A 24,217-nucleotide genomic window follows, 5' to 3' on the forward strand; every position below is an offset into this window, starting at 1 on the left:
TGGGCCGCTATACTATCAGGCTTTTGCCGGTTGCCGCTGCGAATCTCCGACTCTCAGGATGTTATCGATGCTCAAAAAACGACTCTCTCTATTAACCATCACCATCGGTGCCACCGCACTGTTACTGGGCTGTGGCCAAAAAGGTCCTCTCTATCTTCCACAGGACCCCGCCATGCCCGCCTCCAATATTCCAGGTGGCCCGCCGGAGACAGTACCCACCAGTGGTGCAGCACAACCCGGCGAGCCCGGCTCTGCAGCAGAGCAAGCGGTGGAAACCGTTGATGAAATTGAATCTGAAGACGGCTATGGGCCCGACTTTGATATCGATGACACCATTGAGACCGGCCCGACTATCGAAGTCGACGACGAATCGGGCACAGCGGATGACTCCAATGTCGAGGAAGATTTAGAAGAGTAAGAACCGGTCATATGAGAGAGTTTAGTTATCGCGACGGTAGCCTGTGGGCTGAGCAGGTTTCACTGGAACAAATAGCTGAGAATTTCGGCACCCCCACTTATGTCTACAGCCGCGCACACTTTGAACGGCAATATCGGGATTACGCCGAGGCCCTCGGCAATCGCCCCGGATTAATCTGCTACGCAGTAAAAGCCAACAGTAACCTGGGCATTCTGTCACTGCTGGCACAGCTGGGGGCGGGCTTTGATATTGTTTCCGGCGGGGAACTTGAGCGAGTGCTGCTCGCCGGCGGCGACCCATCGCGAATCGTATTTTCCGGAGTGGGTAAAACCTCAGAGGAAATGCGGCGCGCTCTGGAGGTTGGAGTGCACTGCTTCAATATTGAATCTGAAGCGGAAATTGACCGCCTTGAGCGCGTGGCCGCAGAGTGTGGCAAGACCGCCCCGATTTCCATCAGGGTCAATCCCGATGTGGATGCACAAACCCACCCCTATATTTCCACTGGTCTCAAAGAAAATAAATTTGGCATCGCCATAGACAAGGCGATCGAGGTTTATCAGCACGCGGCGGATTCCGAGCACCTGAAAATTACCGGTGTGGATTGCCATATCGGTTCCCAGCTCACCGAAGTCGCCCCCTTCCTGGATGCACTTGATCGCCTGCTGGTCCTTATCGATCAGCTCGCCGAGCTGGGAATTACCCTGGAACACCTGGATCTGGGCGGAGGCCTCGGTGTGCGCTATCGGGGTGAGGAACCACCCCCTGTCGGGGATTACCTGGCGGAGGTCCACAAGCGTATCGGCGAACGCAATTTATCCCTGATTCTCGAACCCGGCCGCTCCATTGCCGCCAACGGCGGCGCCCTGCTGACCCGGGTCGAATACCTGAAGCGTACCGAAGAGCACAACTTCGCTATCGTCGATGCCGCCATGAATGACAACCTGCGTCCAGCCCTTTACCAGGCGTGGCAGGATATTGTGCCAGTGACACCGGACGAGAGTGAAAGTACCCTGTGGGATATTGTCGGTCCGGTATGCGAAACGGGCGACTTCCTGGGTAAAAACCGCTCCCAATCTCTGCGAGAGGGGCAACTGTTAGCCATGTTGTCGACCGGTGCTTACGGTTTCACCATGAGTTCCAATTACAACAGCCGCTGTCGCGCTGCTGAAGTACTTGTGGATGGCGACAAAACTTACCTGGTGCGTGAGCGGGAGACTTTTGCCGACTTGGTTCGCGGTGAGACCACTGTCCCCAAAAAAGCCTGATCAGCTACTTGCATCGCAGTGGGGTCCATTTTTCAGCCCGGGCCCCAAACCGCAGCTAACGCCGCGGAAAATCAGTACGAACAGAGAAATGGAATGCGCGTTAAATTCAGCAAGATGCATGGGCTCGGCAACGATTTCGTGATGCTCGACGGCGTCAGCCAAAAAATTAAACTGACCCCGGAAAAAACTCGTCGCCTGGCAGACCGCTGCCTCGGCGTGGGCTGCGACCAGGTACTGCTGGTGGAGCCGCCCCGCACACCCGAGGCGGATTTTCGCTATCGCATATTTAACGCCGATGGCAGCGAAGTGGAAAATTGCGGCAATGGCGCCCGCTGCTTTGCCCGCTTTGTACGTGAACGCCGCCTTACCGGTAAGAAAAATATCCAGGTAGAAACTGCCGCCGGTTTACTACACCTGAGAGTACTGGACGGGGATCAGGTTAGTGTCGATATGGGAGCACCGGTCCTCGAGCCCCAAAAAGTGCCTTTTTCCGCCGATCGCCGTGCAGAATCCTATCCCCTGGAAGTGGACGGGGAGACCTTCACCATTGGTGCTGTATCCATGGGCAACCCCCACGCGGTTCTGCTGGTGGAAGATATCGCTTCCGCACCGGTAGAAAGACTCGGGCCCCTAATTGAACGCCACCCGCGGTTCCCACAAAAGGTCAACGCTGGCTTTCTGCAAGTGGATACACGCACCGAAGCCCAACTCAGGGTATTTGAGCGCGGGGTTGGCGAAACTCGTGCCTGTGGCACAGGCGCCTGTGCTGCCATGGTATACGCTCGCCTGCGAAACCTGGTAGATGACAAAGTCCAAATTCAGCTCCCCGGCGGCACACTGACAATTCACTGGAGCGGACCCGGCCAGCCAGTTACTATGATCGGGCCCGCAACCACAGTTTTTCACGGGCAGATTATTCTCTAAACAATTGTCCGGGTATTTGGCAGTAAACCCGCCACAAGCGGGTACGGGATAACTCAGAGAGCAGAACGCTTCGCCACATCAGTTGTCCGATGCCCCATCCCCGTGCCAGAAAAAGCAAACACAATGGAACACACAGACGCCAATCAGCCCCCAGAAGAGATTGCCGGCGACACTCACAAGGAAACCCAGCGTGACGATAAACTGCTGGCACGGCAGGTAGCTCGCTACCTGATTCAAAATCCAGAGTTCTTTGAAGAGCGCATGGAACTGCTGGAAACCATCAAGTTGCCGCGGGAAAATGGCAAGACCGTGTCGCTGATGACCCACCAAACGAATTTGCTGCGAGAGCGCAATATCGAAATGCGCCAGCGCCTCGACCAGCTCTTGCACAACGCCCGGGACAACGACCAGTTATTTTTCAATAGCCGCCGACTTATCCTGGCACTGCTGGAAGCTGAAAATATCGGTGAAGTCACAGAAGCTCTCTATGCCAGTTTCGCCGCTGACTTCAATGTTGAGTTCACCAGCCTGACTCTATTCGAGCCATTATCTGCTCCCCGCCAAAGCCTAGGACAAGTTCAGACCAGCACATTTTCCGATGCCGAGACGGCAATTGGCGGAATAATTCGTAACGGCCGCCCCATCTGTGGTGTTTTGCGCCAGCGGGAAAAAGAATTCCTATTTGCGGAAAAAGCGCAATATATCGCTTCAGCTGCCGTAGTTCCTTTGGGCAATCAACTTGGCACCCTAGCGGTAGGCTCTGCTGATCCCCAGTACTACCGGTCTAGCCTGGGTACTTTATTCCTATCCTATATCGGCGAAGTCCTGGAGCGCCTGCTACCGAAACTGCTCAATCGGTAAAAGCTCTGAGAGGCTGAGAGGGGTTTGGCCAACTGTCACTCCTCCTGCTGGAGGAGCAACAGCGACCAGAGAGATTAGATAGGGCGGCTGCCATATTTTGGCTGCGGTTTGCGCGGGGGGTCGGCGGTAACTTCTGGATCAACTTCACTAATCGCGCCGCCACCGGCGAGAAACTCCTCTACATCGGAACTTAACTGGCTTCTGGCGCGCTGGCGAGAGGTGATACTGCGCTCTTCTGCAAATTCCTCGGAGTCCTTGCTGCGAGAGTTCTTACCCTGATCTTCATAACCATCTTTCATAGCTAAAACCCTGTAACCTTTACTCCTGTTACAGAGGGAGTACCTCTGTGCCGCCCCTTTCCCGCGGCATCTACAAAACTGACAACCACTTTTCAGTGGCGATCCCCTACCGCGTCAATAGCGGCGATTAATTTATAGGCAGTTCCCCACCCCCGTGCCAGTAACACAAGGAGGAGGCTGTAGAGTTTTTTGTTGGGAAATGAAATGGGAATATTTCAGTTAGTTATGCAGATTTTTGCGCCTGCCCCCGTAGCAGGTATTTCAAGCAAAATAGATAACAAAGATCGAAGGCGAGATAGCGGGACTTATCAGAAGTGCGTATAAAGCCCCTTGCGGGGCTTATGATACTCAATCGCTACGTTATGAAAGAGTTATCAAACAGGTTACACAGCTTCGCTACCGGTTTCACCGGTACGGATACGAATGACTTCTTCGAGAGCCGTGATAAAGATTTTGCCGTCACCGATTTTGCCGGTTTGCGCCGCCTTGGTGATTGCCTCAACAGCGGAGTCCACCATCTCATCATCAACAGCGAGTTCCAATTTTACTTTCGGTAGGAAGTCCACCACATATTCGGCGCCACGATAAAGTTCTGTATGGCCTTTTTGACGCCCAAAACCTTTTACCTCGGTGACGGTCATTCCCTGCACGCCCACTTCAGACAGGGCAGTGCGTACATCATCCAATTTGAAGGGCTTTACTACAGCCGTAATCAATTTCATCTTGAGTATTTCCCCTGATTCGTCCTCGTCGAGAGAACCTTACCCAGGCCACTGCCCCGCCTATGGGGCAGCACCGACACTGTTAACTTACTTGTTCATAAATTCCGGGTAAGCTTCCATTCCGCATTCGGTCAAGTCAACACCCTCTTGCTCCTCATCTTCGCTCACACGGATACCAGTGACGAGCTTGAGCAGGTACCACACTGCAAATGAACTGACGAATACCCAGCCAAAGATGGTCAGTGCACCAATCAATTGCCCGCTGAAACTGGAATCATTGTTAGTCACAGGTACCAATAGCAAACCGAGCAAGCCGACAACGCCGTGTACGGAGATAGCGCCCACCGGATCATCGATTTTCAACTTATCCAGGGTGATGATAGAGAAGACCACCAACACACCAGCGATCATACCGAAGAGGGTTGCCTGCAATGCACTCGGGGTCGATGGCTCCGCAGTAATTGCTACCAGACCGGCCAAGGCGCCATTGAGCAACATGGTCAGATCCGCTTTACCGAACAGGATACGGGCGGTGATCAGTGCAGCAATAGCACCACCGGCAGCAGCGGTATTGGTATTCACAAAGACCATGGCGACGGAGTGTGCACTGGCAGCATCGCCCAGCTTCAGTACGGAGCCACCATTGAAGCCAAACCAGCCCATCCACAGGATAAAGGTACCCAGGGTTGCCAACGGCAAGTTAGCACCGGGAATGGCATACACTTGGCCGTTGGGGCCGTATTTGCCTTTGCGCGCGCCCAGTAGCAGAACACCAGCAAGCGCAGCCGCTGCACCCGCCATATGCACGATACCGGAACCGGCAAAATCAGAGAAACCGAGATCGCCCAAGTTATACAGGCCGAAAACCTCTTTACTACCCCAAGTCCAGGCACCTTCCAGTGGATAGATGAAACCGGTCAAAACTACTGCAAAGGCCAGGAAGCTCCACAGCTTCATACGCTCGGCAACCGCACCGGATACAATGGACATAGCGGTAGCTACGAAAACCACCTGGAAGAAAAAGTCTGAAGCTCCGGAATAAACGGAGTCACCCTCAAAACCATTTTCTGCAGAATCGCTGAGTACGCCTTCCAGACTAAACGCCTCAATACCGGACAATGCCCAGCCACCATCGTACATAATGGCGTAGCCAGTCAGCAGATACATAATGCAGGCAATCGCAAACAGGGCCACATTCTTGGTGAGAATTTCCGTGGTGTTTTTGGAGCGCACCAAGCCGGCTTCCAGCATAGAAAAGCCGGCGGCCATCCACATTACCAAGGCGCCGCACATCAGAAAGTAAAAAGTATCAATTGCATACTGCAATTGAAAAATTTGGTTCTCCATATTCCTCTCCGTTCAAATCTGGATATTTATTAAAATTATGTTTTCGGTTTTTAATTAAATTGCTGCATTACCGGTTTCTCCGGTACGTATGCGCACGACCTGCTCAAGCTCTGCGACAAATATTTTTCCGTCACCGATCTTGCCACTCTGCGCGCTGAAACCAATTGCTTCGATAACCGCATCCAGTTGCGAATCTGCCACCGCTATTTGCAGCATGGTTTTCGGAAGAAAATCCACCACATACTCTGCGCCGCGATACAACTCCGTATGCCCTTTTTGGCGACCAAAGCCCTTCACTTCAGTGACCGTTACACCATTAACCCCCGACTCCCGCAGGGCATCTCTCACAGCATCCAGCTTGAAGGGTTTAATGATTGCAGTGATTAATTTCATGGTATTCCCCTAAAGAAAAACGAGCCCTCGCATTAACGAAGGCCCTTTTGTATTACCAGGTATAAGTCGCGCCGGCGAGCAATGTAGGTTCGCACCAATCGGTCTCGTAGCACTCTTTATCGCTGACATCGGTGCCCACGAAAGAAGCGCTCAGGCTCAAGCCGCCAAATTCTTTACTGAGGGAAACGGAATAATCGATATAGGAATCAGATTCATCGAGAAAACCTTCTTCTTCAAAAAGGTTTAATCCCAGATGTAGATCAAGAGAAAAATCTGAGGGAAGAGCGAAACTATATTCCGCATAAGGGTAATAAAACTCACCGGTATCCGCCCAATAATCATTGGAATAGGCAAACCCCAACGTTAAATCTGAAAAACTCAGGCTGCCGTATATTTCCTGATAATCTTCATCGGCATTTCCGCCGTGATAGGCGTAATAGATGTAGCCAACATCAAAGCTGACACTGTCATTGATATCTCCGCTATAACCGCCGTAAAAATCCTGTTCATAATCGGTTTCATCGGAGCCGTAATCAAAATCCACTTGGGATGCCCAGGTGCCAATATAAATGCCGTTTCCAAAATCAACATCGACACCACCTTGTACTGCGGGGCTTCCATCAGTCTGGCTAATTCCACGGAATCTATAGTCAGAAACAAGACCCACATTGGCACTAACGCTGGGACCGCCCTCGGCAGCCATCGATAAATTTGCAGCGCCCAGTGCAAGAACGGCACCGGTGACGAGAGTGGCAACTTTATACATTTTATTTTCCACTTTGATCCTCCAAGGCTTTTGAAGCTGTTTTTTCGAGTGCTTTTATGGCGCCGCCTGCAATCAGTCCTTCACTGTCGGGTGTGACAGAGGGTCGCTTGCGTCTCGTGAACTGCTACTTTCCCAGACTCCCAATGATCGTTAATGGGACACCTGCACAGATTGTTTGCAGACTTGATGCCAACACTGCAACCGCAAGCAAAATCAATAAGTTAGGAGTAATTGAATTAGTAAAATTCGTACGAATAGAAACTCGGAGGCAAAGTGTTGCACCAACATGGAACTACCTTTCTTCCTTTGCACTGAAGTGGGGAGGTAAAGATTAAGGTGCGCTCAGAACGGTGCGCTGTTAGGCTGCTTTTTCCAAAAAATGCACTGGGTTACAATCCCGTGCTATTCATATCCATCTTATTTAGCGAGGAAATGCCCGTGGCAGCAGATAAACTGCAACAGCTGCTGAAAGAGCTACAACAACAGGGCGCCGTGGTGACCAGTGACCTGCGCAGTGCTCTGGAGGTATCACTGGATAAATTGCCATTGGTCTCCCAGCGAGAGTTCGACACCCAGGTGGAGATACTGCGCCGGACCCGGGAAAAGCTGGCACGACTCGAAGATAAGGTCGAAATGCTGGAGCAGGCCCTGGCGCAGCGAGACAGCGCCGCCAAGGACTAAGCCCAGGGAGCCACTTCAAGGATGAAATCGTGAGCCTCTCAGTCACCTACTCTCGAGCTCAGCTCGGGGTCTCTGCACCTCTGGTTACCGTAGAAACCCACCTGGCAAATGGCCTCCCTGCTTTTCATATTGTGGGTTTACCGGAAGCGGCGGTGCGGGAGAGCCGCGACCGTGTGCGCAGCGCCCTAATCAACAGCCATTTCGACTTCCCCCAGCGCCGTATTACCGTCAACCTCGCCCCCGCCGACTTACCCAAGGAAGGTGGCCGCTACGATCTGGCCATCGCCATCGGTATTCTCAGCGCCTCGGGACAGGTTCCCACCGAAACGCTGGAACGTTATGAATTTATTGGCGAGCTAGCACTCACTGGCGCCTTGCGGGAAGTAAGTGGTAGCTTACCGGCAGCCGTAGCCTGCACCAATGAAGACCGTAAACTCATTGTGCCTATGGAAAACGGTGCGGAAGCCGCGCTGGCTACCGGCGAAGTCAGCATTGCCAACTCCCTGCTGGAAGTTTGCGCCGAACTTCATGGGCGTGAATCTATGCCCAAAGCTGTTGCAGAGCCTATTGCCGAAGAGCACCTGTGCGCAGACTTGGCCGATGTGCGCGGCCAACTAAAGGCCCGCCGCGCGCTCGAAGTAGCAGCAGCCGGCGGCCACAATCTGCTTTTTTACGGCCCTCCCGGCACCGGCAAAACCATGCTGGCCAGCCGCCTGCCAGGTATATTGCCCCCGCTGACAACTGAAGAGTCATTAGAAGTAGCGAGCGTTTACTCCAGCGCAGGCCTACCTCACCAGAGCCTGCGCCCTTTCAGGGCCCCGCACCACAGCGCCTCACCAACAGCGCTGGTCGGTGGTGGCAGCACCCCAAGGCCCGGTGAGATATCCCTCGCGCACCGGGGAGTCCTTTTTCTCGATGAAATGCCCGAATTTCCCAGGCACGCTCTGGAGATACTGCGGGAACCCCTGGAGAATGGTGAAGTGCGAATCTCCCGCGCCCGAGCCCAAGTCACCTACCCCGCCCACTTTCAGCTGGTCGGGGCTATGAACCCCTGCCCTTGTGGCTATTTAGGCGAGCCCCGCTGTCGCTGTACGCCGGACCAGATAGATCGATATCGCAGCAAGCTCTCAGGCCCATTACTGGATCGTATCGATATGCAGGTAGAGGTAGGTGCGATGAATGCAGTGCAATTGCAGGATTCAGCTCCCGGAGAAACTTCCGATACCGTGAGAGAGAGAGTTTGTGCCGCGCGCCAGCAACAAATACAGCGGCAAGGTAAGACAAATAACTTGTTAAAAGGCGCAGAACTGGAAAAGCACTGTGCCTTGGGGGAAAAGGAAAAGTACCTCTTACGACAGTCGGTGGAAAAACTGGGGCTATCCGCGCGTAGTTACCATCGGGTCCTTAAAGTAGCCCGAACCTTGGCAGACCTTGCTAGTTTGGAAAGTATCAGTACTGCGCAAATTGCCGAAGCCTTGGCTTACCGCAATTTGGATAGACGTCAGGCGGTAATTTTTTCAAGTTAGAAACTATTTATTCAATCTTGCCATTAATAAAAAACATTATCCTGATTTAGTACAGAAATCATTATTTTATTGACCACCAGAACAATATGATTATCATGGTAACTATATTATTATTGATGAGTAGTAATCATGAATCACAATCTCTTCATTATTGCCAAGATTTCTCCCAAGACAGAGTTCTTTGACCAAGCCAAGCAGGCCATCTTATCCATAGTGGCTAATACGTTGGAGGAGGAGGGCTGCTTGCAGTTTGTTGTGCACGAGGACGGGGAAAACCTGTTTTTATACGAGGAGTGGCGCAGTCAGGAAGATCTCGATAAGCATTACGCTATGCCCTACATCGCCCCGATATTCGAAGCCTATCAAGAGTGGCTAAAAGAGCCTGTGGAGATCAATAAGCTGGAGAGGTTAGCTTAATACCCTTATGTTTTTTCTCAAAGAACTTCCCTCACAACAGATGGTTGAGGGATATTCCAAACGATTTTCTGTAAAAGATCCCACTGCCATTCAGAGCGCCCTTACCATGATGCGGGATGCGAGTCTGCTATTGCGGGAGCTGGAGGGATATTTTTCTGAACACGGAACCTCCCAGCTGCGCTTCCTGGTAATGATCGTTATCGACCGGGAGCCTCAAAGAGATAGTTTGCTGGCTTCAGAAATCGCAGAGCGTATCGATGTTTCTCGCCCGGTAATGACACGAACCCTGAAAAGCATGGTGGAAGATGAGCTCATCGTTATGGAAGCAGACTCCAGCGATGGCAGGGCAAAATGTGTAGCACTTACTGAGAATGGAAAAAAATTTCTACAGAAAATCTTGCCCGGATATTTTAAGACAATTTCTAAATTTATGGAGGAATTGAACAAATGAAGAAACCGATACTACATGCTCTGTGCATCTGGGCATTGGTTTACCCTATTGTTACTCTATTACTTCTAGGGATGCAGGCACTGGAATTGCAAATTGCAATTGGTTTAAAAGCGCTAATAATGACCGTTATTCTGGTCCCACTAATGTATTTCTATCTTGTGCCAAAGGTGCATCAATTTTTGGCCCGGCATTAATATGCCGAGCCATGTTTTGTAGCGCAAATATCTAGTCAGCTGGATCTTTCTCAGCTTCCAGCTTTTCACTTAATTTTTCTTTCGCTTTCTCTGCATATTGATGACAGCTTACTGATTTTTTCTGTATAGCTTTGTTTTTAAACTCCCAACCGCTGGCAGGTGCATGAGGGGTAAGTAGTAAATCACAAGGTAAATCCCGCACACGGGCAAAGCTTGTGCGGAAGTCCTCTAAGATATTGGGATAGCGGCGGTTATCAATCAGTTGATAACCGGGCGCTGTAAGGCTATCCACATAAGCTATATCTTTAGTTTTACCATCAACTTTGTCTTCCCAGGTCCAGGCCATACTGCCTGGTGTATGGCCTGGGATAAAATGTACGCGTAGACGCAAATCCCCTAGAACCACTTGCTCGCCATCGTGCAGGATACGATCCGCCTTTATTGGCGGATATAAAAGTTCGTCGGCAAAATGAATATCATTGGCACCACCGCGAGCCATTAACACCGCTGACTCGGCATTGGTTACTACCTGTGCACCAGTTACGCGTTTTAGCTCGGCTAAGGAACCTACATGGTCTGCATGGGCCTGACTGTGCAAAATTAACTTGAGATCCGAGGGGGCGACTCCCAACCTGCGCATATTCTCCAATAAATGCTCAGCCGTCTGCTCCATGCCACCATCAATTAGAATCGATCCCTCTTTGCCTTTTAATAACAGTGAGGTAATTCCCTCGGTACCTATTTGCCACGTGTTACCTGCAATCTTTAGAGGCGCTACCGGCTGACGCCAGGATTCTGGTACCTTGTAGGTTTCCAGTTGTGGTAAGACAGCATAGTTTTCCGCTGCCGAAAAACTGGAATAAGCGGCCATCACTATTGCGGCTAATTGGATTCTTATATTCATTGATCAGTCTCAACTTTTACCGGCATCAGAGATACACCCGGGAGCTCCATTTAGTGCAGTCTTTTTGATCCATCCAGAAATTCTTTCAAAAACTTCTCCCCGGTGATTTACACCATCCTTATCCGTCATATAGTGATCGTAACCGGGGTACTCCCAATAAGTCAGCTCACAACGTCCGGCTGATGCATAGGCATCTTGTGCTGCTCGGCCGGAACTGACCGGGGCAGATTTATCTTCTGTACCCTGGATCAATAATACGGGGGCATGGCTGTTCAATAAATCGTTAACTGGTACCCGATCGACGACATCGGCCCACCAACGCATAGAGTTTCCACCCCAGACTTCCGCGCTTTCTGGGTTAGCTCGGGCATAGGCGAGTTTAGCATCTACCTCTTTAGCTACGTGGGGCGGAACCAAACTCTTTAGCACTTGAGCAAAGGATTCCCCCAATCCACTTGAAAAGACCACTGCCGCATCGGGATTTAGCCTCGGCGCCAGTCGTGCAACAAGATCACCACCCTCGGAACCGCCGAACAAGACCAGCTTGCCATTCCACCAATCAGCCCCGCGCAGTTCGTCGACAATCTGCTCTACATCTACCGCACGCTGCTCAACAGTATGGTTAGCTACATACTCTTTTGAACAATCTTTAAATTGCTCTTCCGGGCTGTCAGAGTGAGTTACACCATATTTTTCTACCAATAAAACAGCATATCCTGCCACTAACTCTTTAGCCTGTTGGATAGTAGTATTTTTAACAGCTGGCAGGCAGCCAGATCCCTGGGCTATCAGAAACAAGCCATATTTCCCGTTAGCCGATGGTTGCTCTAAAGACCAGTAAAGCGTTGATCCATCAGGGCGTTTACTAACTTTAAGTAAAGGTTCGGCGGACACGCCGATATCCAAAGTCGCTAGCAGAAAACCAGTTGCCGTTATAAAGGCCGATTTAACACAAGCCATAGCGAGAACTCCCTGCCCTCACCTGAAATTAATGGTGGGGCTATATTTGCTTGGTTATTGTTGATGAGGGGATGAACCTCATATTCACCCCCTCTCCGAACCCAAGAAAAAGTAATGGTTCCCGAGCTAACTGAAGCTAATCACATCAAGATTTTTTCCAATCATCAGCACTTAAACGATAAAGGCAGTGCCGCTGCAGATGGCTTTCGCTGGGGACAAGTGGATGTTCAAAGACGAGAGAATCCCGCCGCATACCCAGCCGCTCCATCACCCGCTGGGAACGAAGGTTTTGTAGTGCAGTAAAGGAAACGACTTCGCTGAGATTCAGGGTATTAAAAGCTACATCCAAAGATGCTTGTGCAGCTTCACTGGCATAGCCTTTTCCCCAGTGGGGAAAGGCCAAGCGCCAGCCAATCTCTACCGCTGGAGTGAAGGGCAAATCTTCAGTCACATTTTTCATGCCCACAAATCCAAGAAGCTCTTTGGTCTCTCTCAGTTCCAAGGCCCAAAAGCCCCAGCCGTACTTCTCAATATGCGCAATACTGCGATCCACACCGGCGTCGCTCTGCTGTCGCGTCAGCAATGAGGGGAAGAACTCCATTACCCTGGGGTCGGCATTCATTTCGGCAAGTACAGGCTTATCATCCTCTCGCCACTGGCGCAGCTGTAAGCGCTCTGTCGTGGGTTGTATTAATTCAGGCATGGAATATTCGCTATTCAATATTTTTTTTCTGCTGAAAATCTACAGACGGTGCGACCATAAAATCGCACTGATCCAGCCATTTTCGCTGCCCTGGGTAAGCCGCTTCCTCAAAGCCCAATTTCTGGTAGAGAGTCCGTGCCGCTAGATTAGTACGCAGGACAAATAAAGAGCACTCGATTGCATCCAGGGCTCTGGCTCCTGTTTGCGCAAGCTGTACTACCAGCGAACGCCCTAATCCGGCTCCGCGATGATTAGGCGAGACAATTAAGCGACTTAGGTGGCAGCGGCCCAGGTGTTGGTAATACTGCCCAAAAGCCAGCACGTCACCGCTGCTATCCTGAAGCGCGTAGCTGGGCAACTCCGGCCAACGACAATCCTCCAAGAAGGACCTCCCCTCAAAGGGAAACCTGAAGTCAGGACCACCCCACTGTTGGCACTGCTCCCTGTCAGGCAGCCAGGACATCAATGTTGGGAATTGCCACTCTTCCATTGGCTTCAGTCTCAAGTTCTCCACGGCAATTCTCCTTAAAGTTACTTGCGACTCTTTGCCAGCCATCGATCTAACTGATCGGCAAAAGCTTTGCGATCCGCCTGGCTAAGGGCCGGTGGTCCGCCGGTATGCACGCCGCTGGAGCGCAGGGTATCCATAAAGTCCCTCATATTCAGACGCGCGCGGATATTGGCTTTGGTATAGCGCTCCCCACGGGGGTTAAGGGCTTCAGCACCCTTGTCGATCACCTCTGCCGCCAGGGGGATATCGCTGGTAATAACCAGATCCCCCGCCTCACAGCGCTGTACAATCTCGTTATCCGCCACATCAAAACCGGCTGTCACTTGCACGGAGCGGATATAGCGCGACGGCGGCACCCGCACCGCTTGGTTAGCAACCAGTGTCAGTTCTGTGGCTGTGCGCTCAGCGGCGCGAAACAGGATTTCCTTGATGGCGACCGGGCAGGCGTCGGCATCGACCCAGAGTTTTGTCATGGCTATACAACCTTTTCGAGCGTATCGGGCGGTGCACCCTCATCGCATTTCTTGCAATTGAGCTGGAATCCCAGCATGGACTCGCGCCCTTGTTCAGTAATCACCCAGGGCCGGTTGGTCCAGGGAGGGTTGTGGCGTACATGTTGGAAGTGGCCACAGGCGAGCTCCGCCACCCAGTGATTCTCTTCATCCAGGTGGTAGCCGGCGATGGGTTGTTGCATGGGGTTACACAAGCAGGGAGTAAGGCGCAGTTATAGCCAATCCCAAGGGCAAAGTATACGTGTGGCCGGTGGTTCGCACTGGTACTGGGATGATTCGAGCCAAGACTGCTAGAATCTCCCGCTTTTCCGCGACGCGAAGATGCAGCCCCATCTATGACCCAGCTCAATCCCCGCCAATCCGAAGCCGTGAAGTATGTCGATGGCCCCTGCCTGGTACTGGCCGGTGCCGGCTCCGGCAAGACCAGCGTAATCACCCGCAAGATCGCCTACCTGATCGAGCAGTGTGGCTACGCCGCGCGCAATATCGCCGCCCTCACCTTCACCAACAAGGCGGCACGGGAGATGAAAGAGCGGGTCAGCAAACTGCTGGCGGGCCCGGATGGCAAGCGCTCCAAGGCGAGTCACGGTCTCACCGTATCCACCTTTCACAACCTTGGGCTGAATATCCTGCGCAAGGAATACCGCGCCGCCGGCTTTAAGCCCGGTTTCTCCATCTTCGATGCGGAAGACGCCCGCGCCCTGATCAAGGAGCTGATGCTCAGGGATGGCGACCTGGATACAGACCTGTTGGATCGGGTACAGAACCAGATCTCCAACTGGAAGAACGATATGCTCACCCCGCGCCGCGCCCTTGAGCAGGCACAGAGCCCCGGTGAGCAGGCCATCGCGGTTGCCTACGATCGCTACTGTGAAGCCCTCAAAGCCTACAATGCCGTCGACTTCGACGACCTGATCCTGCTGCCGGTACAGTTGTTCGACAAAGATCCAGAGTTGCTGCAACGCTGGCGCAAAAAGATTCGTTACCTGCTGGTGGACGAATATCAGGACACCAACAACTCCCAGTACCTGCTGGTGAAGCTGCTAGTGGGCGGGCGCGGCGGCCTCACAGTGGTGGGAGACGATGACCAGTCTATCTACGCCTGGCGCGGCGCGCGCCCGGAGAACATGAGTGCGCTGAAGACCGACTTCCCCAACCTTCGCCTGATCAAACTGGAGCAGAACTACCGCTCCACCAGCCGCATCCTCAAAGTGGCCAACCACCTGATCGCCCACAATCCTCACGAATTCGACAAAGCATTGTGGTCCGATCGCGGCCTGGGTGAGGAGATCCGCGTGCTCAAGGTGGCCAATGAAAACGAGGAAGCGGAGCGGGTCGCCAACGAGATTTTTCTGCAAAAGAGCCGTCGCGGCTGCAAGTTTATGGATTTTGCCGTGCTCTATCGCGGCAACCATCAAGCGCGCCTGATCGAAATGAAATTGCAGGAGCACCAGGTTCCCTACCAGATGTCCGGCGGTACTTCCTTCTTCGCCCGCGCTGAAATCAAGGACGTGATGGCTTACCTGCGCCTGTTGGTAAATCCGGATGATGACAACGCGTTCCTGCGCATTATCAATACCCCGCGTCGCCAAATAGGTACCAGCAGCCTGGAAGCCTTGGGCAACTACGCCAAGGGCCGCGAGATTTCCATGTTCAAAGCCTGCTCGGAACTTGGCTTTAAGGAGCATATCAACGAGCAGGGCTACGAGCGCCTGAATCGCTTCGCCCTGTGGCTCGAAGGGGTACAGCGCAACTGTCGCGATACCACAGCCAATGGCGCCCTGCGTGAAATGCTGGAAGATATCGACTACGCCGGTTGGCTCTCGCAAAACGCCAGCAGCGAGAAGGTGGCCGAGAAGCGCATGGAAAATGTGTATTGGCTGCTGGAGAGCCTCAACAAGATTATGGAGGGCACCGACGATGAGCTGGAGCAGGATATTCGCCTGGAACAGGCCATCTCCAAACTGATCCTGCGGGATATGCTGGAGCGCCAGGAAGAAGAGGAAGCCACCGATAAGGTCAGCCTTATGACCCTGCACGCCGCCAAGGGCCTGGAATTCCCCCATGTGTTTATGATCGGTATGGAAGAGAACTTACTTCCCCACCGCAACAGTATTGAAGACGACAATATCGAAGAAGAGCGCCGCCTCACTTACGTAGGCATTACCCGCGCCCAGCGCACCCTCACCATGACCCTGGCGGGCAAGCGCAAACAGTTCGGCGAAACCCAGGACACCACACCCAGCCGCTTTATCGACGAGCTGCCGGAAGAGGATGTGTTATTAGAAGGATTTGGTAAGACAACGCCGGAGCAGAATCAGGCGAAGGGGGAGGAAACTCTGGGGTCTTTGTTGAGTATGTTTGATTAGTTAAAACTATTGTACCTACGACACAAGTACCCAATATCCCAGGGCCGCCCTTCTGCGGCCTTTCCCTTCCACAACTTAACGACCCGCAAAGGTGTCACGAAGCTGCTCAAAGGAATCTCAGGTATCTTATCGGCTTTTTAGTGCCTCTAGCGTTTTACGATACTTAACCAGTACCTTCTCGGTTGCCCTTTTAACTTCGGCTGGAGTCGCAACCTTCACAATACGTCCTAATACTTCCTTATCTTGGACCTGAACAGTTCCAGTCTTAGTTTTTACTGTGTAAACCTGATTCATTTAAAGCCCGCCTAGTGTTTCTCAACATTCTTGTAAACCTACGATCCCAAAAATTTTTACAGTAAACAACAGTAAATCCATGGTGCCCTATTAATTCAGCCCAGGAACACTCACTGACGGCGAATCAGCAGCACCTAGATAGTGAGAATGAATATCAATAATTATCCACAAATAAAAAAGGCCACTCAAAGAGCGGCCTTTATCCAATAGTGAAACAGCTTACTTACTGTTATCCACCATGTAATTCACAGCAGCTTTGATCTCGTCATCGCTACAATCCATACACAGGCCTTTGGCCGGCATAGCATTGATACCATTGATGGCATTGTTGTAGAGAGTATCCATGCCCTTGGCGATACGGGGTGCCCAAGCTGCGGCATCACCGAATTTAGGCGCACCTGCAACACCCATTGCGTGACAAGTCTGGCAGCTTGCGTTGTAGATATCCTGACCACTGCGAGCAGCGCCGCCGCTAGCACCCTCAGGAGCTGCCGCTACTGCCGCTGCACACTCTTCACCTTTCATGCAGGTTTCACCTGCCGGAGCAATTCGCTCTGCGATTTCTTCATCAACAGACTGCTGGGCCACTGCCGTAGCCGCACTGACGGCCAATGCCGCCACAATACCCAAAATACGCTTCATCATATTCCCCCAAAAGGACCGAAGTGAGTTGGCCCACAAACGTTCAAAATATCGTCGCAAACTCCTACGCCGCGCATTATAAGCACTGCATCGCCACCTGCCAAAGACTATATAAGCCAACAGAATGTCCTTTAACCCGCCCCCCAGCTTCTGTATAATCCGCCTCCCATTGGCACAGATAGCCAATTAAACCGCCCGTAGCTCAGCTGGATAGAGCGTCGCCCTCCGGAGGCGAAGGTCAGAGGTTCGAATCCTCTCGGGCGGGCCATATATAAAAAAAGCCCGCTGATGCGGGCTTTTTTTATATATGGCTAACTCCCAGGGCTTTGTTCGAACTCAGGTTCGACTCGGAGGCAGCAAAGCTGCCGTAGAGCAGCGAGCCCAAAGGGCGAAGCTAATCCTCCCGCACACCACCCACTCATGCGGGCCTCTTTGTATATGGCTAACCCTCAGGCTTCGTTCGAACTCAGGTTCGACTCGGAGGCGACAAAGCTGCCGTAGAGCAGCGAGCCCAAAGGGCGAAGCTAATCCTCCCCCACACCACTCGCATAAGTGAATTTTTTAATATATAACCAACCCTCTAATTCACAATATTCTATGCAGTAGATCCTATTTATATTCACGTACCTCAGAATCTACTTGAGCACAGATTCAACTTGGAAGTAACTCAGCGGCTAAAGATTCGCCTACCCACAGGGAGAAACGACCTACTTAAAACACAACCGTAAATATTTTCTCTTTATATTAATGCTGATGAGGAATCGGTCATCTCTATATAATGAGAAAAGGAACCTTATCAAATTAAAGAGGTTTCATAGCTGGCTTAGTCCTTAAGTTAGCCTCATACTTAGATTTATATAAAGCAACAATTTTGTAAATCAGAGAGGAGCATTATGCATCGGAAAGTAAAATTCGGTCGCACTATGCCTTTAAGCGAGTTCAAAACTAATCCAAGTGCCGCATTACACGAAGCAGAAGGTGACGCCATAGCGGTGACTTCAGATAATAAAGTCCAGTTTTATGCTGTACCCAGTCAACTGTTTGAAGACATGACTGAGTTCTGTGAAGTCGCCCAGCGTGGAACCATGAAAATGAAAGATTTACCTCCCCAAGCGACGGGAGATGCAATGGACATGGAAAAAGTGACTCGTAAAATGGCGAAGAAACTGAAAGATTCGAAGCCAAAAGATATAGGAGGTTTTGAGGAAGAGTAATGAATAAAGACTCAAGACATATCGAAGGTCGAAACCTAAATTTTCAATCTACTGAGTTCTCAGAAGAGATTATCGAGCCAAGTACTCGAAATTTCGAAATTCAAGAAAGTGAATTGAAGAAAATAGCACAGAAAACAACCCAGCACGCAAGGCTACGTCAACCCAAAAAGGATACTGGCTGGTGAAAGAAATTAGAGTCTTCACCCATACTTGGTTACGCGAGTCCATGGATGAACAAAAGAGAAAGGCACTAGTTGCGGAGTTTAAATCATATAAAGGGGAGGAAGGGATGCTTCCCCGTTCCTTTGGCCGTGATGTACCTTATGATCGCACATTTAGGCGCTCTTCCTTAGAACTGATGCATCTCCATTATAAAGAGCAAGGCTTTCCTGTGAGACTATTACAGTACCGCCGTACTAGTGGTTATGTTCTGGCCTACTGCCCTGGTTTTATGGAACCGAATACTTATCTCCTTATTGGGATAATAAAGCATTTTGATCCAAGAAAACCTGAAGAAGTAATAAATACAGATAGAGACAATAATTTGATGGCAAAACTAGAGGATATTGCTGAAAATTTTCGAGAACAGTATTAGAAATTATTCAGTCTAATTACTTTACATAGCCTGGGACCTATTACGCAATACTATTTACTACTGCCAATTGAATTTCATCAGGAAATGATATATCCCATAATTACTTAATATTTAAAATAATTATGGGATGCTTAGCTTTACCTCTTTCAAGATCAGCCTCAACTGTTCAAGCAGCTTAACTTCACTCTGTATATTTACTCAACCCAACGGCACCCTCAAAGGCTCAATCACCACCTGCTCCCCAGCCTCTACACTACCACTCTCTCGCGCTAAAACGATAAAGCAGTTAGCAGCAGCCAGACCGGAAAGAATATGGCTCCCCTGGGTACCAACCGGTTCTACTACCAATATCCCGTTTTCATCACTGCGATATACACCCCGCTGGAAATCGGTACGGCCGGGCTTTTTCTTCAGGGGTTTTAACAGTTTTGCCTGCAAGGTCTGCGGGCCAGTCCACTGATCGCCTTTCATCACACTCAGGGCGGGGACGGCCAGTTGGTAGAAAGTTACCAGGGCGGAAACCGGGTTGCCGGGTAGGCCGAAGAAGGGCGTTCCCTGTAGGAAACCAAATGCAAAAGGTTTGCCGGGCTTCATCGCCACTTTCCAGAAGCCGATCTCTCCCAGTTCTTCCAACACTTCACGGGTGTAATCCGCTTCGCCAACGGAGACTCCACCGGAGGTGATAATAGCATCGGCCTCTTCGGAAGCACGCTGCAAGGCATTGGTAATAGCCTGTTTGTTATCGGGCAATATACCCAAATCCAAAATATCCAGGTCCAGCTGGTCCAGGGCTGATAACAGGGCAATGCGATTGCTATCGTAGATATCGCCCTTACCCAGGGCTTCGCCAGGCTGGCGCAATTCATCGCCGGTGGAGAAAAGTGCGATTACCGGTTTGCGCACTACAGTCACTGTGCCCACACCGGCAGCGGCGAGCAGGGCAATATGTGGAACGCTGATGCTCTCTCCGTCCTTGAGCAGGCTAGCTCCTTCAGCCACGTCTTCACCGCAGCGGCGAACATGGTCGCCAGCGCGAACTTCACAATTTATTCGTATCGACTCCCCCTGGGCATCGACATTTTCCTGCATCACTACCGTATCTGCACCGGCCGGTACTGCGGCTCCCGTCATAATGCGCACGCAAGTGCCGGGGTTCACCACACCGTCAAAAGGTGCACCGGCAAAAGATTTGCCGATCAGTTCCAGCGGCAAGCCACTGGCCAGGTCTTCAAAGCGCAGGGCGTAACCGTCCATTGCGGAATTGTCGCAGGGCGGTAGGTTTACTGTGGAGATAACATCCTCAGCCAATACTCGACCGGCGGCTTGTGCCAGGGGCAAAGTCTCAGTGCCACTGATTGGGCTCAGTGCCTCAAGAAGTTTTTCGCGGGCGCTTTCGATGGGCATCAGGCCCGGTTGGCTACAGCAGTCGATAGTGGGCATGGACAATATCTCTTACGTCATTCCTTTGTAGTTGGGAAAAATCAGTGGCTGCGGTTTTGCGATTCCGGTCGCTTTTGATTAACCATCCACACAGCGGCTTCCACGCGGGAGCGCATACCCAACTTTTTCAATAAGTGTTTAACGTGAACCTTTACAGTGGCATCACTGATATCCAATTCACGGGCGATTAACTTGTTACTGAGGCCATCGGCGATCAATTGCAAGATCTGGTATTCGCGACTGGTGAGCGTCGACAGGGTATCCGCACCGGAATTGTCCGGCTTGCGCAGAGCGGAGGCGAGGATCTCGGTAAGGCGCTGGCTGATAGCGAGCTTGCCGTGTGTGGCCTGGATAACCTGATCGAGAATATCTTCCGGTTCCATATCCTTGAGCAGGTAACCATCGGCACCGGCACGAATACAGGAAACTACGTCCGCGTTGTTATCGGAAACAGTGAGTATCACGATACGTGAGGCTACATCGGCTGCACGCATTGCCCGCAAGGTATCCAGCCCATCCATACCGCGCATATTCAGGTCCAATAGAATAAGGTCCGGCTCGTGCTGTTTGGCCAGCTCCAGCGCTTCCTCCCCGCTACTGGCCTCGGCTACCAACTCCAGGCTGGGCTCCATAGCAAACAATTGCTTGAGACCTTTACGAAACAGAGGATGGTCATCAACCATCATTACCGTGGCAGAAGAAGTCATGGGGTGTCCTGCTTCATTGCTGTAAGTTGTACTAATTCTGAACAGTGACTTTAACACAGGGCTCAGTGCCTGCGCTTACCCCCAAATGGGTAGCTATTACGCGCGGGGGCAAAGGGGTTACTTACTGTTGGTAATTGAGCAGGGATAAGCCCCGGCCCATAGTGGCCGGACGAATCATTTCGAGGAGGAGTGGCCGCCGTGTCTGACATCTACGAGTGGGCCCCAGAGGACAGCAAGTTCTGGCAGTCCAAGGGCAAAAAAATCGCAAACCGGAATTTGTGGATATCCATTCCCAGTTTGCTGTGCGGCTTCGCCGTGTGGCTCTACTGGGGCATTATTACCGTTCAAATGCTCAACCTTGGCTTCCCCATTGCCAAAGCCGATCTGTTTACCCTGATGGCAATTGCCGGCCTCACCGGCGCCACCCTTCGAATACCCAGTAGTTTCTTTATTCGATTGTTCGGTGGGCGCAACACCATTGTCTTTACCACGGCCCTATTGATGGTCCCTGCCCTGGGCACGGGTATCGCCTTGCAAAATCCTGAGACCCCACTGTGGGTATTCCAGTTGCTAGCTCTGCTGTCTGGTATCGGCGGTGGTAACTTCGCCTCTTCCATGTCCAATATCAGCTTCTTTTTCCCCAAGGAAAAACAAGGGTTGGCACTTGGCCTGAATGCAGGCTTAGGTAACTTCGGTGTTACCACCATGCAGATCCTGGTACCGCTGTTTATGACCTTCGGTGCCTTCGGCGCTGCCGGCGGCGATCCCATGACCCTGGTGAGCAGCTCTGGCTCCCTGATTGGCAAAGTACCAGCCGGTTCTGAAGCGTGGATTCAAAATGCCGGTTTTGTATGGCTGCTGTTCCTGATTCCACTGGCCTTTGTAGGTTGGTTCGGTATGAACAACCTGCGCACCGACGAAGTCACCCCGGATGTGGGCAGCTCTATCGGCGCGATGTTGAAGATGACCATGATGTTGGGAATCGGCCTCTTCACCGCAATCACAGGTCTGTGGCTGTTGCTTCCCGAAGCGGCTAACGGTTCAGGCTGGGGTGTGCCCAAGGAAATCGTTCTGGTACTGGTAATCGCCGCTACCGTGTTCGGCTTGAAGCTGCTGCCCGGTGAGATTAAAACCAGCTTGCAGCGTCAGTACCGTATCTTCAACAACAAGCACACCTGGGTGATGAGTGTCATTTACACCATGACCTTCGGCAGCTTTATCGGTTTCGCAGCGGCCTTCCCCCTGGCTATCAAGGTGATCTTCGGATACAGCCACGTGATGGTGGACGGGGTTATGACTCACGATACCATCAACAACAATGGCCCCAGCGCCCTGATGTACGCCTGGATGGGTCCGTTTATCGGCGCCCTGATTCGCCCGGTAGGTGGTTGGATCTCCGACCGCATCGGCGGAGCCCTGGTTACCCAAATCTGTGCTGCAATCATGGTGGGTAGTGCCCTGGGTGTGGCTTACTACATGAAGGCCGCCTACGGCTCAGCCACTCCGGAAGAGTTCTTCCTGCCCTTCTTCCTGCTGTTCCTGGTGCTGTTCGCCGCTACCGGTATCGGCAATGGCTCTACCTTCCGCACCATCGCCATGGTGTTCCCGAAAGAGCAGGCAGGCCCGGTATTGGGATGGACTTCAGCAGTTGCCGCCTACGGTGCCTTCTATATTCCCAAGGTCTTCGGCGAGCAGATCAAAGCCACCACCCCGGAATACGCTCTGGCAGGCATTGCTATCTTCTACGCGGTTTGCCTGGTGGTTAACTACTGGTTCTACCTGCGCAAGAACGGCGAATTCTACAATCCATAATTTGGTCTCACGGGCGGGAAACCGCAGTTGCGGGGAGGTTTAACCTCCCCTTTTTTATTTCACCTGAACCAATATCGGCGTTATATCCGAACCTTCAAGCAGGCTGGAAATCAGCTGTCTATCGGTGTCCCTGCGATAGTAGATCGTCACTTCATCCAAGTCTTCAACGGTTGGCATCGTCGGGCATAGATGCCTGGCAATAGCTATACACATCTGCTCATAAAAATCTAAATCGTGCAGCTTATCCAAATAGATATGGCACCCTGCGATATCCTCAGCACTAATCGTATAGTTGTAACCTATGGGCGGCTGAAAATAGTAGGCCTGCACAGTAATAGACCCATCTGCATTTTCAGTGACTTCGTATTGGACAGGTCTGCCGCAGATACTCTGTTGGTACCCAACAAGATCCTCCGCAACTGAGGCAAGACTGTCATCCGTCTCAATGGTGCTCTCAATTTCACTGTAGGCTTGATGGATAGCTTCAAAGCAGCTCAAGCAAGACTTAACACCCGCTTCTTGCAGCTCTGGCAGCAGTTCTGTCGCCATATCTTCAAGTAATTGCACCAGCTTTTCTGCCGAGATAGCGTCACGAAAATAGTAAGAGCCTTCTCTCTCAAGCGCCGACTGGAAGATTTTTAGCTTGCGCTCCGGGCAATAGAAATCGAGGTGGTAGAGAGGCTGTTCTGGATCGGAAGTGTGGTTATTCAGCTCTACCTTGCCCAAATACGGGATAAAGAAGGTAAAAGACCAGTACTCCGGGCAGTGAATAAATCGCCGGCAGTGCTCTTCGATATAACCGGGCAAATATTGAAGGTCAAAGAAATTGGCCAGATGGTAGTTACCACCCTGGTATTCCGCTATGGAGTCATAGTTATAAAACGGGTGCTCGCCGTGGAAATCTATCTTAACTCTCTGCCCACTGGCTGCGCGGCAAGCCAAATGAAAGTACAAGGCATCGTCTTTGTAAGTAGAGCGGATAACGATAGCGTCGCCCTTTCGGCGAAGCTGATAGCGGAAAGTATCGATCCGGTAGGGCTCACAATCCTCAAGTAGCTCGGCAATTTCCAGCTCACCCGATTCCAGGCGGCTTACTCGATAGTTGTGCCCGCCTTCTTCTATGCAACGAGTAAGTACTGGGTGTAGATCCTCAATGGTCACGGCTTTCGCTACAGGTAAGCCCTCGACCTGTGCTTTTTCCCGGTAAAACTTATCGCCCTCGTTAAAGAGGGAAATTCCCAACACAACGCCCATAGGAGCACCACTAAGTTAGCTGGTGTTCAAACTTAG

29 protein-coding genes and 1 tRNA gene are annotated in these 24,217 nt (G+C 51.6%); 15 read left to right on the top strand and 15 right to left on the bottom strand.

All coding sequences use genetic code 11. From position 1 onward, the window contains the following. The first annotated feature begins 67 nt into the window (after nt 1–67). The 4 genes from lptM to ACJJIL_RS21310 all read left to right on the top strand — a co-directional run bounded on the left by lptM (nt 68) and on the right by ACJJIL_RS21310 (nt 3,468). A complete protein-coding gene (gene lptM / locus ACJJIL_RS21295; protein ID WP_282930330.1) occupies nt 68–418 on the top strand; it encodes an LPS translocon maturation chaperone LptM in 351 nt (116 codons plus the stop codon). An 11-nt stretch (nt 419–429) separates the two neighbouring features. Then, on the top strand, nt 430–1,683 hold the full coding sequence (gene lysA / locus ACJJIL_RS21300; RefSeq protein WP_444911921.1) for a diaminopimelate decarboxylase: 1,254 nt from the start codon (nt 430–432) through the stop codon (nt 1,681–1,683). A gap of 93 nt (nt 1,684–1,776) precedes the next feature. Then, nucleotides 1,777–2,607: a diaminopimelate epimerase gene (dapF, locus tag ACJJIL_RS21305; protein ID WP_445360704.1), complete on the top strand. Its 831-nt coding sequence runs from the start codon at nt 1,777–1,779 to the stop codon at nt 2,605–2,607. A gap of 123 nt (nt 2,608–2,730) precedes the next feature. Then, nucleotides 2,731–3,468, top strand: coding sequence for a DUF484 family protein (locus ACJJIL_RS21310; RefSeq protein ID WP_444895478.1), 738 nt, complete (start codon nt 2,731–2,733; stop codon nt 3,466–3,468). Between the two features lie 74 nt (nt 3,469–3,542). On the opposite strand, the gene ACJJIL_RS21315 is transcribed toward ACJJIL_RS21310, so the two are convergent. From ACJJIL_RS21315 to ACJJIL_RS21335, 5 genes are all read right to left on the bottom strand, one after another. Beyond that, complete coding sequence (locus ACJJIL_RS21315; RefSeq protein WP_108731384.1) at nt 3,543–3,767, bottom strand: hypothetical protein; 225 nt, start codon at nt 3,765–3,767, stop codon at nt 3,543–3,545. Nucleotides 3,768–4,150: 383 nt separating this feature from the next. Further along, nucleotides 4,151–4,489 carry a P-II family nitrogen regulator gene (locus ACJJIL_RS21320; RefSeq protein WP_108731383.1) on the bottom strand — a complete coding sequence of 113 codons (339 nt, stop codon included), beginning with the start codon at nt 4,487–4,489 and terminating at the stop codon, nt 4,151–4,153. Between the two features lie 87 nt (nt 4,490–4,576). Then, nucleotides 4,577–5,836 carry an ammonium transporter AmtB gene (gene amtB / locus ACJJIL_RS21325; protein ID WP_445360705.1) on the bottom strand — a complete coding sequence of 420 codons (1,260 nt, stop codon included), beginning with the start codon at nt 5,834–5,836 and terminating at the stop codon, nt 4,577–4,579. 54 nt (nt 5,837–5,890) lie between these two features. Further along, nucleotides 5,891–6,229: a P-II family nitrogen regulator gene (locus tag ACJJIL_RS21330; protein ID WP_445360706.1), complete on the bottom strand. Its 339-nt coding sequence runs from the start codon at nt 6,227–6,229 to the stop codon at nt 5,891–5,893. A 52-nt stretch (nt 6,230–6,281) separates the two neighbouring features. Beyond that, nucleotides 6,282–7,007, bottom strand: a complete 726-nt coding sequence (locus tag ACJJIL_RS21335) for a TorF family putative porin (RefSeq protein ID WP_445360707.1) — start codon at nt 7,005–7,007, stop codon at nt 6,282–6,284. A 420-nt stretch (nt 7,008–7,427) separates the two neighbouring features. Between ACJJIL_RS21335 and ACJJIL_RS21340 the strand changes: the two genes are divergently transcribed. The 5 genes from ACJJIL_RS21340 to ACJJIL_RS21360 all read left to right on the top strand — a co-directional run bounded on the left by ACJJIL_RS21340 (nt 7,428) and on the right by ACJJIL_RS21360 (nt 10,264). Further along, on the top strand, nt 7,428–7,676 hold the full coding sequence (locus tag ACJJIL_RS21340; RefSeq protein ID WP_282930338.1) for an accessory factor UbiK family protein: 249 nt from the start codon (nt 7,428–7,430) through the stop codon (nt 7,674–7,676). Nucleotides 7,677–7,705: 29 nt separating this feature from the next. After that, nucleotides 7,706–9,202: a YifB family Mg chelatase-like AAA ATPase gene (locus tag ACJJIL_RS21345; RefSeq protein ID WP_445360708.1), complete on the top strand. Its 1,497-nt coding sequence runs from the start codon at nt 7,706–7,708 to the stop codon at nt 9,200–9,202. 129 nt (nt 9,203–9,331) lie between these two features. Then, nucleotides 9,332–9,619 carry a putative quinol monooxygenase gene (locus ACJJIL_RS21350; RefSeq protein WP_445360709.1) on the top strand — a complete coding sequence of 96 codons (288 nt, stop codon included), beginning with the start codon at nt 9,332–9,334 and terminating at the stop codon, nt 9,617–9,619. 7 nt (nt 9,620–9,626) lie between these two features. Further along, on the top strand, nt 9,627–10,070 hold the full coding sequence (locus ACJJIL_RS21355) for a MarR family winged helix-turn-helix transcriptional regulator (protein WP_445360710.1): 444 nt from the start codon (nt 9,627–9,629) through the stop codon (nt 10,068–10,070). Continuing rightward, on the top strand, nt 10,067–10,264 hold the full coding sequence (locus tag ACJJIL_RS21360) for a putative antibiotic biosynthesis monooxygenase (protein ID WP_413664037.1): 198 nt from the start codon (nt 10,067–10,069) through the stop codon (nt 10,262–10,264). The genes ACJJIL_RS21355 and ACJJIL_RS21360 overlap by 4 nt, the downstream gene beginning before the upstream one ends. Before the next feature lie 31 nt (nt 10,265–10,295). On the opposite strand, the gene bla is transcribed toward ACJJIL_RS21360, so the two are convergent. The 6 genes from bla to ACJJIL_RS21390 form a co-directional block, all read right to left on the bottom strand. Next, on the bottom strand, nt 10,296–11,162 hold the full coding sequence (gene bla, locus ACJJIL_RS21365; RefSeq protein WP_444913410.1) for a subclass B3 metallo-beta-lactamase: 867 nt from the start codon (nt 11,160–11,162) through the stop codon (nt 10,296–10,298). 15 nt (nt 11,163–11,177) lie between these two features. Then, on the bottom strand, nt 11,178–12,128 hold the full coding sequence (locus tag ACJJIL_RS21370) for an alpha/beta hydrolase family protein (RefSeq protein WP_445360711.1): 951 nt from the start codon (nt 12,126–12,128) through the stop codon (nt 11,178–11,180). Nucleotides 12,129–12,273: 145 nt separating this feature from the next. After that, on the bottom strand, nt 12,274–12,831 hold the full coding sequence (locus ACJJIL_RS21375) for a GNAT family N-acetyltransferase (protein WP_445360712.1): 558 nt from the start codon (nt 12,829–12,831) through the stop codon (nt 12,274–12,276). A 10-nt stretch (nt 12,832–12,841) separates the two neighbouring features. Further along, a complete protein-coding gene (locus ACJJIL_RS21380; RefSeq protein ID WP_445360713.1) occupies nt 12,842–13,345 on the bottom strand; it encodes a GNAT family N-acetyltransferase in 504 nt (167 codons plus the stop codon). Nucleotides 13,346–13,362: 17 nt separating this feature from the next. Continuing rightward, nucleotides 13,363–13,815: a YaiI/YqxD family protein gene (locus ACJJIL_RS21385; RefSeq protein ID WP_282951922.1), complete on the bottom strand. Its 453-nt coding sequence runs from the start codon at nt 13,813–13,815 to the stop codon at nt 13,363–13,365. Nucleotides 13,816–13,817: 2 nt separating this feature from the next. Further along, complete coding sequence (locus ACJJIL_RS21390) at nt 13,818–14,036, bottom strand: DUF3565 domain-containing protein (protein ID WP_252084134.1); 219 nt, start codon at nt 14,034–14,036, stop codon at nt 13,818–13,820. 153 nt (nt 14,037–14,189) lie between these two features. Here ACJJIL_RS21390 and rep point away from each other — a divergent pair, with 153 nt between their 5' ends. After that, on the top strand, nt 14,190–16,223 hold the full coding sequence (gene rep, locus ACJJIL_RS21395) for a DNA helicase Rep (protein WP_445360714.1): 2,034 nt from the start codon (nt 14,190–14,192) through the stop codon (nt 16,221–16,223). Between the two features lie 513 nt (nt 16,224–16,736). Here the strand turns inward: rep and ACJJIL_RS21400 are convergent. Beyond that, nucleotides 16,737–17,159, bottom strand: a complete 423-nt coding sequence (locus ACJJIL_RS21400) for a c-type cytochrome (protein ID WP_444935148.1) — start codon at nt 17,157–17,159, stop codon at nt 16,737–16,739. Between the two features lie 191 nt (nt 17,160–17,350). Here ACJJIL_RS21400 and ACJJIL_RS21405 point away from each other — a divergent pair. The 4 genes from ACJJIL_RS21405 to ACJJIL_RS21420 all read left to right on the top strand — a co-directional run bounded on the left by ACJJIL_RS21405 (nt 17,351) and on the right by ACJJIL_RS21420 (nt 18,968). After that, a tRNA-Arg gene (locus ACJJIL_RS21405) sits at nt 17,351–17,427 on the top strand. A 625-nt stretch (nt 17,428–18,052) separates the two neighbouring features. Then, a complete protein-coding gene (locus ACJJIL_RS21410) occupies nt 18,053–18,373 on the top strand; it encodes a hypothetical protein (protein WP_445360715.1) in 321 nt (106 codons plus the stop codon). Beyond that, a complete protein-coding gene (locus tag ACJJIL_RS21415; RefSeq protein ID WP_445360716.1) occupies nt 18,373–18,558 on the top strand; it encodes a hypothetical protein in 186 nt (61 codons plus the stop codon). The genes ACJJIL_RS21410 and ACJJIL_RS21415 overlap by 1 nt, the downstream gene beginning before the upstream one ends. Then, entirely contained in the window at nt 18,555–18,968 is a 414-nt protein-coding gene (locus tag ACJJIL_RS21420; protein ID WP_445360717.1) for a type II toxin-antitoxin system YafO family toxin, read from the top strand. Before ACJJIL_RS21415 ends, ACJJIL_RS21420 begins: the two co-directional genes overlap by 4 nt. Nucleotides 18,969–19,166: 198 nt before the next feature. Here the strand turns inward: ACJJIL_RS21420 and moeA are convergent, their stop codons facing one another. Both moeA and narL read right to left on the bottom strand, forming a co-directional pair. Continuing rightward, complete coding sequence (moeA, locus tag ACJJIL_RS21425) at nt 19,167–20,408, bottom strand: molybdopterin molybdotransferase MoeA (protein ID WP_445360718.1); 1,242 nt, start codon at nt 20,406–20,408, stop codon at nt 19,167–19,169. Nucleotides 20,409–20,449: 41 nt separating this feature from the next. After that, complete coding sequence (gene narL / locus ACJJIL_RS21430; RefSeq protein WP_108731363.1) at nt 20,450–21,115, bottom strand: two-component system response regulator NarL; 666 nt, start codon at nt 21,113–21,115, stop codon at nt 20,450–20,452. A 198-nt stretch (nt 21,116–21,313) separates the two neighbouring features. Here narL and ACJJIL_RS21435 point away from each other — a divergent pair, with 198 nt between their 5' ends. Beyond that, a complete protein-coding gene (locus tag ACJJIL_RS21435; protein WP_444918765.1) occupies nt 21,314–22,927 on the top strand; it encodes an MFS transporter in 1,614 nt (537 codons plus the stop codon). 54 nt (nt 22,928–22,981) lie between these two features. Here ACJJIL_RS21435 and ACJJIL_RS21440 read toward each other — a convergent pair whose 3' ends face one another. After that, nucleotides 22,982–24,181 carry a hypothetical protein gene (locus ACJJIL_RS21440; RefSeq protein WP_445360719.1) on the bottom strand — a complete coding sequence of 400 codons (1,200 nt, stop codon included), beginning with the start codon at nt 24,179–24,181 and terminating at the stop codon, nt 22,982–22,984. Between the last annotated feature and the right edge of the window lie 36 nt (nt 24,182–24,217).

The organism is Microbulbifer maximicatervae (SeqCode) (genome assembly GCF_052468095.1).

Excerpts from the sequence above, each read along its gene's own strand:
- ACJJIL_RS21360 (WP_413664037.1), top strand. The coding sequence starts at position 10,067 with ATGAAGAAACCGATACTACATGCTCTGTGCATCTGGGCATTGGTTTAC.
- ACJJIL_RS21385 (WP_282951922.1), bottom strand. The coding sequence starts at position 13,815 with ATGACAAAACTCTGGGTCGATGCCGACGCCTGCCCGGTCGCCATCAAG.
- ACJJIL_RS21350 (WP_445360709.1), top strand. The coding sequence starts at position 9,332 with ATGAATCACAATCTCTTCATTATTGCCAAGATTTCTCCCAAGACAGAG.
- ACJJIL_RS21415 (WP_445360716.1), top strand. The coding sequence starts at position 18,373 with ATGAATAAAGACTCAAGACATATCGAAGGTCGAAACCTAAATTTTCAA.
- amtB (WP_445360705.1), bottom strand. The coding sequence starts at position 5,836 with ATGGAGAACCAAATTTTTCAATTGCAGTATGCAATTGATACTTTTTAC.
- narL (WP_108731363.1), bottom strand. The coding sequence starts at position 21,115 with ATGACTTCTTCTGCCACGGTAATGATGGTTGATGACCATCCTCTGTTT.
- ACJJIL_RS21400 (WP_444935148.1), bottom strand. The coding sequence starts at position 17,159 with ATGAAGCGTATTTTGGGTATTGTGGCGGCATTGGCCGTCAGTGCGGCT.
- ACJJIL_RS21340 (WP_282930338.1), top strand. The coding sequence starts at position 7,428 with ATGCCCGTGGCAGCAGATAAACTGCAACAGCTGCTGAAAGAGCTACAA.
- lptM (WP_282930330.1), top strand. The coding sequence starts at position 68 with ATGCTCAAAAAACGACTCTCTCTATTAACCATCACCATCGGTGCCACC.
- ACJJIL_RS21355 (WP_445360710.1), top strand. The coding sequence starts at position 9,627 with ATGTTTTTTCTCAAAGAACTTCCCTCACAACAGATGGTTGAGGGATAT.
- ACJJIL_RS21330 (WP_445360706.1), bottom strand. The coding sequence starts at position 6,229 with ATGAAATTAATCACTGCAATCATTAAACCCTTCAAGCTGGATGCTGTG.
- rep (WP_445360714.1), top strand. The coding sequence starts at position 14,190 with ATGACCCAGCTCAATCCCCGCCAATCCGAAGCCGTGAAGTATGTCGAT.
- ACJJIL_RS21410 (WP_445360715.1), top strand. The coding sequence starts at position 18,053 with ATGCATCGGAAAGTAAAATTCGGTCGCACTATGCCTTTAAGCGAGTTC.
- ACJJIL_RS21315 (WP_108731384.1), bottom strand. The coding sequence starts at position 3,767 with ATGAAAGATGGTTATGAAGATCAGGGTAAGAACTCTCGCAGCAAGGAC.
- ACJJIL_RS21310 (WP_444895478.1), top strand. The coding sequence starts at position 2,731 with ATGGAACACACAGACGCCAATCAGCCCCCAGAAGAGATTGCCGGCGAC.
- moeA (WP_445360718.1), bottom strand. The coding sequence starts at position 20,408 with ATGCCCACTATCGACTGCTGTAGCCAACCGGGCCTGATGCCCATCGAA.
- ACJJIL_RS21320 (WP_108731383.1), bottom strand. The coding sequence starts at position 4,489 with ATGAAATTGATTACGGCTGTAGTAAAGCCCTTCAAATTGGATGATGTA.
- dapF (WP_445360704.1), top strand. The coding sequence starts at position 1,777 with ATGCGCGTTAAATTCAGCAAGATGCATGGGCTCGGCAACGATTTCGTG.
- lysA (WP_444911921.1), top strand. The coding sequence starts at position 430 with ATGAGAGAGTTTAGTTATCGCGACGGTAGCCTGTGGGCTGAGCAGGTT.
- ACJJIL_RS21370 (WP_445360711.1), bottom strand. The coding sequence starts at position 12,128 with ATGGCTTGTGTTAAATCGGCCTTTATAACGGCAACTGGTTTTCTGCTA.
- ACJJIL_RS21440 (WP_445360719.1), bottom strand. The coding sequence starts at position 24,181 with ATGGGCGTTGTGTTGGGAATTTCCCTCTTTAACGAGGGCGATAAGTTT.
- ACJJIL_RS21375 (WP_445360712.1), bottom strand. The coding sequence starts at position 12,831 with ATGCCTGAATTAATACAACCCACGACAGAGCGCTTACAGCTGCGCCAG.
- ACJJIL_RS21390 (WP_252084134.1), bottom strand. The coding sequence starts at position 14,036 with ATGCAACAACCCATCGCCGGCTACCACCTGGATGAAGAGAATCACTGG.